This is a genomic window from Sulfuriferula multivorans (genome assembly GCF_003851125.1).
Taxonomy (GTDB): Bacteria; Pseudomonadota; Gammaproteobacteria; order Burkholderiales; family Sulfuriferulaceae; genus Sulfuriferula; species Sulfuriferula multivorans.
The window spans coordinates 35,001-41,333 of record NZ_BGOW01000009.1 but is presented as its reverse complement, the minus strand read 5'-3'; the positions used below and the strand labels follow the sequence as shown (position 1 = coordinate 41,333).

6 protein-coding genes are annotated in these 6,333 nt (G+C 62.2%); 2 read left to right on the top strand and 4 right to left on the bottom strand.

The annotated features are described in order from the left end of the window. Window positions 1-69: 69 nt before the first annotated feature. From EI185_RS05650 to EI185_RS05635, 4 genes are all read right to left on the bottom strand, one after another. A complete protein-coding gene (locus EI185_RS05650; RefSeq protein WP_124704155.1) occupies window positions 70-912 on the bottom strand; it encodes a Crp/Fnr family transcriptional regulator in 843 nt (280 codons plus the stop codon). A gap of 195 nt (window positions 913-1,107) precedes the next feature. Beyond that, window positions 1,108-2,244: an ABC transporter permease gene (locus tag EI185_RS05645; RefSeq protein ID WP_124704154.1), complete on the bottom strand. Its 1,137-nt coding sequence runs from the start codon at window positions 2,242-2,244 to the stop codon at window positions 1,108-1,110. Window positions 2,245-2,409: 165 nt separating this feature from the next. Further along, window positions 2,410-3,324 (bottom strand): ABC transporter ATP-binding protein, encoded by a 915-nt coding sequence (locus EI185_RS05640; protein WP_124704153.1) that lies wholly within the window; start codon window positions 3,322-3,324, stop codon window positions 2,410-2,412. After that, window positions 3,321-4,289 carry an HlyD family secretion protein gene (locus tag EI185_RS05635; RefSeq protein WP_124704152.1) on the bottom strand — a complete coding sequence of 323 codons (969 nt, stop codon included), beginning with the start codon at window positions 4,287-4,289 and terminating at the stop codon, window positions 3,321-3,323. Before EI185_RS05635 ends, EI185_RS05640 begins: the two co-directional genes overlap by 4 nt. Window positions 4,290-4,458: 169 nt before the next feature. On the opposite strand from EI185_RS05635, the gene EI185_RS05630 reads away from it, so the two are divergent. Continuing rightward, window positions 4,459-4,869: an archease gene (locus EI185_RS05630; RefSeq protein WP_124704151.1), complete on the top strand. Its 411-nt coding sequence runs from the start codon at window positions 4,459-4,461 to the stop codon at window positions 4,867-4,869. Window positions 4,870-4,878: 9 nt separating this feature from the next. After that, on the top strand, window positions 4,879-6,306 hold the full coding sequence (locus tag EI185_RS05625; RefSeq protein ID WP_124704150.1) for an RtcB family protein: 1,428 nt from the start codon (window positions 4,879-4,881) through the stop codon (window positions 6,304-6,306). The last annotated feature ends 27 nt before the right edge of the window (window positions 6,307-6,333 follow it).

Below are 6,333 nucleotides of genomic sequence, written 5' to 3'. Positions count from 1 at the left end.
CGGGCTGTACTACTTTGCGTTTGGTCATGGTTTTCCTTTGGAGGTGGCAGTCTCCTGCCTAATGACCGTTTACACAAAATTATTTACACCCTCATAAAATCGGATACGCTCCATTTTTTTTCTGGCTTTCACAGCGCGCAGCCGCGGCGAAGGATTAGGATGGATGGCTGAGTCTATCGCCTGGTTCCGCACCCTGGGAAGCAAGCGATCGAATTCGTTTTTGACCACCGCATAGCATTCACACACGCGGGACTCCAGGCCTGAACGGTCAAGCACGGTGATGTGACCACGGCGGTAGCGAATGAGCCCTGCTTGCTGCAAATGCCCGGCGGCCTCGGTAATGCCTTCACGCCGTACGCCGATCATGCTGGCAATCAGTTCCTGCGTCATGGTCAACTCGTTCGAAGGCATGTGATCTAGGGTCAGCAACAACCACCGGCACAATTGCTGCTCCACAGTGTGGTGGCGATTGCATACCGCCGTTTGGGATACCTGTGTAATCAGCGCCTGGGTATAGCGCAGCAGCATGTGCTGCATGGCGCCGGCGCGGCGCCCCCCGACACGGTTGTATTCCTCCATCAACACCCGCGTCTTGAGTCGGTAGGCATAACCGCCGGTAGACACGATGGCCCGGCCAGTAGTGGTATTCCCGCCCATGAAAAGCGAAATACCGAGTACGCCCTCATTGCCCACCCCCGCGATTTCGGACGATGCACCGCTTTCCGTCACGTAATGCAGAGACACGATGGCGGTTGTCGGAAAATAGACGTACTTTAACTGGCTGCCGGATTCATAAAGGATTTCGCCCAGCGGCATTGCGACCAACTCCAGATGCGGAGCGATGTGTTCGAATTCAGCCGTGGGCAGTCCGGCAAGAAGATGGTTTTGATTGGGACTTTGCGGGGTATCCATATGCGTCCTATCAATAAGTACATCTAAATCATCTGTATATGTATAGCATCAACTTGAAAAAATACAAATCCAGCAGGCTGTCATAAATAAGTATCGAGCGCCCGTTTTTGGTTGAAAGTGATACCCAGAGAGCTGGCTGTGATGGACAGCTTGCGCTCCGGAGTGGACGGTCGATCGTGCATGATCGATACCCGCTTAATCCAGCGTGCGCCGGTAGCGTTTCAAGCCTATCGCCAGTACCACCGCCATGAACACCAGCAGCGGCCACACGCTCGGCCAGGTTTCGGTCCAGCCGTTGCCTTTCAGCATGATGCCGCGCACGATGCGCAGGAAGTGGGTGAGCGGCAGCGCGGAACCGATGACCTGCGCCCACTCCGGCATGCCGCGAAACGGGAACATGAAGCCGGACAGCAGCATGGACGGCAGGAAAAAGAAAAACGTCATCTGCATGGCCTGCAGCTGGCTTTTGGCGATGGTGGAGAACATCATGCCGACGGCGAGATTGGCAGCCAGAAAAATCAGCACGCAGGCCAGCAACAGCGGCAGACTGCCGGCGATGGGAACGTGGAACAGGAAGTACGCGGCGGTGAGGATGACCACCACCTGGATGTAGCCCACCATGATGTAGGGGATGATCTTGCCGATCATCACTTCCAGCGGGTGCACCGGCATGGCCAGCAGGTTTTCCAGGGTGCCGCGTTCCAGTTCGCGGGTCACCGCCATGCCGGTCATCATGATCATGGTCATGGTGAGGATGGTGCCCATCAGTCCCGGCACGATGTTGTACTGGGTGATGCCCTCCGGGTTGTAGTTGCGTTGCACGCGGATTTCGAACGGCGGTGGCGCGCTGTTCAGCTGGGCGAGCGGGCCGGTCAGGTCATGGGACAGCACGGTCTGGTTGAGGCTGGCCAACGCCGCCAGCGCGTTGCCGGTGGCGGAGGGGTCGGAAGCGTCCGCTTCCACCAGTACCGCGGGTTTCTCGCCGCGTACCAGGCGGCGCGAGAAATCGGCGGGGATGGAAACAATGAACTGGATCGTACCCACCGCCATGCCTTGTTCCGCCTGTGCGACACCTCCTGTGTAAGGCCGTATATCGAAGTAACCGCTGTTTTCCAGACCCGCCGTGAAGCTGCGCGAATACGCGCTCTGGTCGGCGTCCAGCACCACAGTAGGCAAGTGCTTGGGGTCGGTATTGATGGCAAAGCCGAACAGCACCAGTTGCATCACGGGAATGCCCACCATCATGGCAAAGGTGATGCGATCGCGCCGCAGCTGGATGAATTCCTTCGCCACGATGGCCCACAGGCGGTGCAGGGAGAGCGGCAGCTTCATGTTAACAATCGCAATTCAATGGCCACAGAGGCCACAGAGAGCGCAGAGAAGGCGGGAGCGAGATTGGCAACGATCTTGTTCTGGGCATACAAGCATATCCGGCCTGACCGCCTTGGCTGTTCTCCGTGTGCTCTGTGTTCGCTGTGGCCAAAGTAATTTCAAGCTTCATCCGATTTTCTCCGGGGTGCGATCCATGAGCTGGATGAAGACCTGCTCCAGCCCCGTTTCCACCGGCTCGAAGCGCAAACCCTCAATCCCGGACAGGCTCTGCCTGATGCGTTCCCCATCGGTGCCGCTGACGCTGTAGACATGCCCCATGGCAACAACCTGCTCGATGCCGGGCAGGGCCTTGAGCCGTTCTCCCAGTGCCAGGTCGCTGCCCCGCACGTTGAAACTCACCAATCGGCTGGCAGCCAGCAGTTCGTCCGGCGTGCCGGATGCGAGCAGGTCACCATAGGCGATGTAGCCCAGGCGGTGGCAGCGTGCCGCCTCGTCCATGTAGTGAGTGGACACCAGCACGCTGATGCCTTGTCCGGCCAGGCGATGAATTTCATCCCAGAAATCGCGCCGCGCCTTGGGGTCGACACCGGCGGTGGGTTCATCCAGCAGCAGCAGGCGCGGCTGGTGCAGCATGCAGGCAGCCAAGGCCAGGCGCTGTTTCCAGCCGCCGGAGAGCGTGCCCGCCAGTTGTTCGCGCCGGTCGGCCAGACCGAGGTCGATCATCGACTGTTCCACCACGCTGCGGCGGTTGTCCATGCCATACATGCGCGCAACAAAGTCCAGATTTTCGCGGATGGATAAATCATCGTAAAAGCTGAACCGCTGGGTCATGTAGCCCACCTGTTTCTTGATTTCGCGGCTCTGCGTGAGCACGTCGAAATCCAGGCAGGTGCCGCTGCCGGAATCCGGCGTGAGCAGCCCGCACAGCATGCGGATCGAGGTGGTCTTGCCGCTGCCGTTGGGTCCCAGAAAGCCAAAGATTTCGCCGCCGCGCACCTGCAGCGACAGGCCGTTGACGGCGCGCTTGCCGTTGAAGGATTTGCTCAGTTCGTGGACGTCGATGAGCAGCGCCTCGCTCATTGCAGTGTCACGCTCACCGGCTGGCCGGGGTGCAGCCGCGTCGCATCCTTCGGCGCGGGCCAGGCTTCCACCATGTAGACCAGACGGTGGCGGTTGTTTTCGCTATACAGCACCGGCGGCGTGTATTCGGCTTGCTGGGCGATGAAGCGCACGGTGGCTGCGATCGGTGCGCCGCAGCCATCGCAACTGATGTGCACATTTCCTCCGGCATGCAGGGCGGCCAGCCGCGTTTCCGGCACGAAGAAACGCACCTTGATATTTTGCGGCGGCAGGATGGACAGCACCGGCTGGCCGGCGGCCACCCATTCCCCTACACGGTAAAAACTGTCCTCCACCGGACCGCTCACCGGCGCGGTCTGGGATTTCTGCGCCAGCCGAACCTGGCTTTGCGCCAGCTGCGCCTGGGCAGCATCGACTTGAGCGGCAGCGGCAGAACGCTCATCCGCGCGCCCTGGCAGCCGGGCGCTGCTGCGCTGTGCTTCGGTTTCGGCGAGGTGCGCCTGGTCGCGGGCGAGCTGGGTGCGCGCCTGGTCCAGTGCCTCGACGCTGATAAAGCCTTTCGCCCGCAATGCCTGCTGGCGCGCCAACTGATCCCGGGACAGCCGGGCGCGTGCCCGCGCATCCGCAATCTGTGCATCGATCACTGCGATCTCCGGCGCTCGCTTGCCTGTACCCAGGTTGGCCGCTTGCGCCTGCGCCTGTGCCAGCAGTGCTTGTGACTGCGCCACTGTTGCGGCTTCCTGCGCCTGTTCCAGACTGAACAAGGCGGTACCCGTCTGCACCGTGTCGCCGCGCTGCACCGCGAGCGAAGTCAACACCCCCGACTGCTGCGCCGCCACCCGCACCGGCTCGCCTTCCGCGTAGCCCTGGAAGTGTTGCGGTGGAGCGGGCTGGCATCCCGCCAGCAGACATCCCGCCAACAGGTGCGGTACTAAGCTGTAACAGCGGTTAAACAGAATATTCATGGGTCGGCAGCATGGTGGACAGGTGCAGGATGAAGCATAACATTCTAAACGCGTCAGCCCGGCGCGCGGTAAGTGCCGGTTGACTTAAAGTCAGGGCGGATGAAGCCGACGCGACCTATACTGGTTATGTAACAGTGACGGGGCATGATTACAAGGCACCTCTAAAGCCATGGAAGGCGTGGATTACTTCGAGCACGATGCCGACATTGGTGTCATCGGCTGCGGCGCCAGCGTGGGTCAGGCGTTCGAGCGCGCCGCCGCGGCCATGTTCGCGGTGATGACCGATCTCGCGGCAGTGCAGCGCAACGTGCAGGTGGCGTTCGATTTCGAGGAAGCCGACCTGGAGCTGGCGCTGGTGATCTGGCTTAACCGCCTGTTGGCGGAAGCGCGTGCCCGGGGCTTGATATTCGGGCATTTTCAGCTGCGGCGAGACGGCGACAACTGGCATGGCACAGCCTGGGGCGAGCCGTGGCGGTCCGATCTGGAACGCGGCGTGGAGGTGAAGGGCGCCACGCTCACCATGCTGTCGGTGCGGGAACGTGAGGGGCAGTGGGAAGCGCGCTGCATCGTGGACGTATGAGGGCATGTCATGGACATCAGTCGGCTCAAGCAGATCGAAGACTACTGCTACACCCTGCCGTCAGACGGCAAGCGCGCGCTGGTCAAGCTTTACGGCTCGCAGGTGCTGCTGGAAACCATGGACGACAAGGTGCTGGAGCAGATCAGCAATGTGGCGCGCCTGCCGGGGTTGGTGGGCGCGGCCATGACCATGCCGGATGCGCACTGGGGCTACGGCTTCCCCATCGGCGGGGTGGCGGCATTCGACCCGGAGCTGGGTGGCATCATTTCCGCCGGCGGCGTGGGTTTCGACATTTCCTGCGGCATCCGCTGCCTGCGCAGCAATCTGGATCTGGCCGACATCGTGCCGGTGCTGCCGCGGCTGGCGGACGAGCTGTTCCGCCACATCCCTGCCGGTGTGGGCGAGGAGGGCAGCCTCAAGCTCGCGCCCAGGGAACTGGATGAAGTCATGCTGGGCGGCGCGCACTGGGCGGTGGAGCAGGGCTATGGCGAAGCCGATGACCTGCCCTGCATCGAGGAGCACGGCACAATGGCCGGCGCCGTGCCGGGCAATGTTTCCCAGCTCGCCAAGCAGCGCCAGCGCGGGGAAATGGGCACGCTGGGCTCAGGCAATCATTATCTGGAAGTGCAGGTGGTGGAAAAGATTTACGATGCCGAAGCCGCCCGGGCGTTCGGCCTGCACCAGGGACAGGTGCTGGTGTCCATCCACTGCGGCTCGCGCGGGCTCGGACACCAGATCGGCACCGACTATCTGGTGAGTCTGGCCAAGGCGGCGCAGCGCCTCGGTATCGCGCTGCCCGACCGCGAGTTGGCGTGCGCGCCGATCAATTCACCGGAGGGGCGCGAATACATCGGCGCCATGAACGCTGCCGTCAACGTGGCGCTGGCCAACCGCCAGATCCTCGCCCACCTCACCCGTCAGGTGTTCGCGCACGTGCTGCCGGCAAGCCGGCTGGATACGCTCTACGACGTTTCCCACAACACCTGCAAGGCGGAAAAACACCAGGTCGAGGGCCGCGAACGCTTGCTCTACGTGCATCGCAAGGGCGCCACCCGCGCTTTCGGCCCCGGCCATCCCGCCATCCCCGAAGCCTACCGCGCGGTGGGACAGCCGGTCATCATCGGCGGCAGCATGGGCACCGGTTCCTACGTGCTGGCCGGGATCAAGGAAAGCGAAACCAAAGCCTGGTCCTCCGCCAGCCACGGCGCCGGCCGCGCCATGAGCCGCAACGCCGCGTTGAAGAAATGGCATGGGCGCGAACTCATCGATGAGCTGGCCGGGCGCGGCATCCTGATCCGCACCCGGTCCATGCGCGGGGCGGCGGAGGAAGCGCCGGGCGCCTACAAGGATGTGGACAGCGTGGCAGAAGTCACGGAAAAAGCAGGTCTGGCGCGGCGCGTGGCGTTTTTGCGGCCGAAGGCGTGCGTGAAGGGGTGAGTCCGGTTAATCCTTCTATTGGTTGAT

What these genes read in the sequence shown, in the direction of transcription:
- EI185_RS05650 (WP_124704155.1), bottom strand. Translation starts at nt 912, where the DNA reads ATGGATACCCCGCAAAGTCCCAATCAAAACCATCTTCTTGCCGGACTG.
- EI185_RS05645 (WP_124704154.1), bottom strand. Translation starts at nt 2,244, where the DNA reads ATGAAGCTGCCGCTCTCCCTGCACCGCCTGTGGGCCATCGTGGCGAAG.
- EI185_RS05640 (WP_124704153.1), bottom strand. Translation starts at nt 3,324, where the DNA reads ATGAGCGAGGCGCTGCTCATCGACGTCCACGAACTGAGCAAATCCTTC.
- EI185_RS05635 (WP_124704152.1), bottom strand. Translation starts at nt 4,289, where the DNA reads ATGAATATTCTGTTTAACCGCTGTTACAGCTTAGTACCGCACCTGTTG.
- EI185_RS05630 (WP_124704151.1), top strand. Translation starts at nt 4,459, where the DNA reads ATGGAAGGCGTGGATTACTTCGAGCACGATGCCGACATTGGTGTCATC.
- EI185_RS05625 (WP_124704150.1), top strand. Translation starts at nt 4,879, where the DNA reads ATGGACATCAGTCGGCTCAAGCAGATCGAAGACTACTGCTACACCCTG.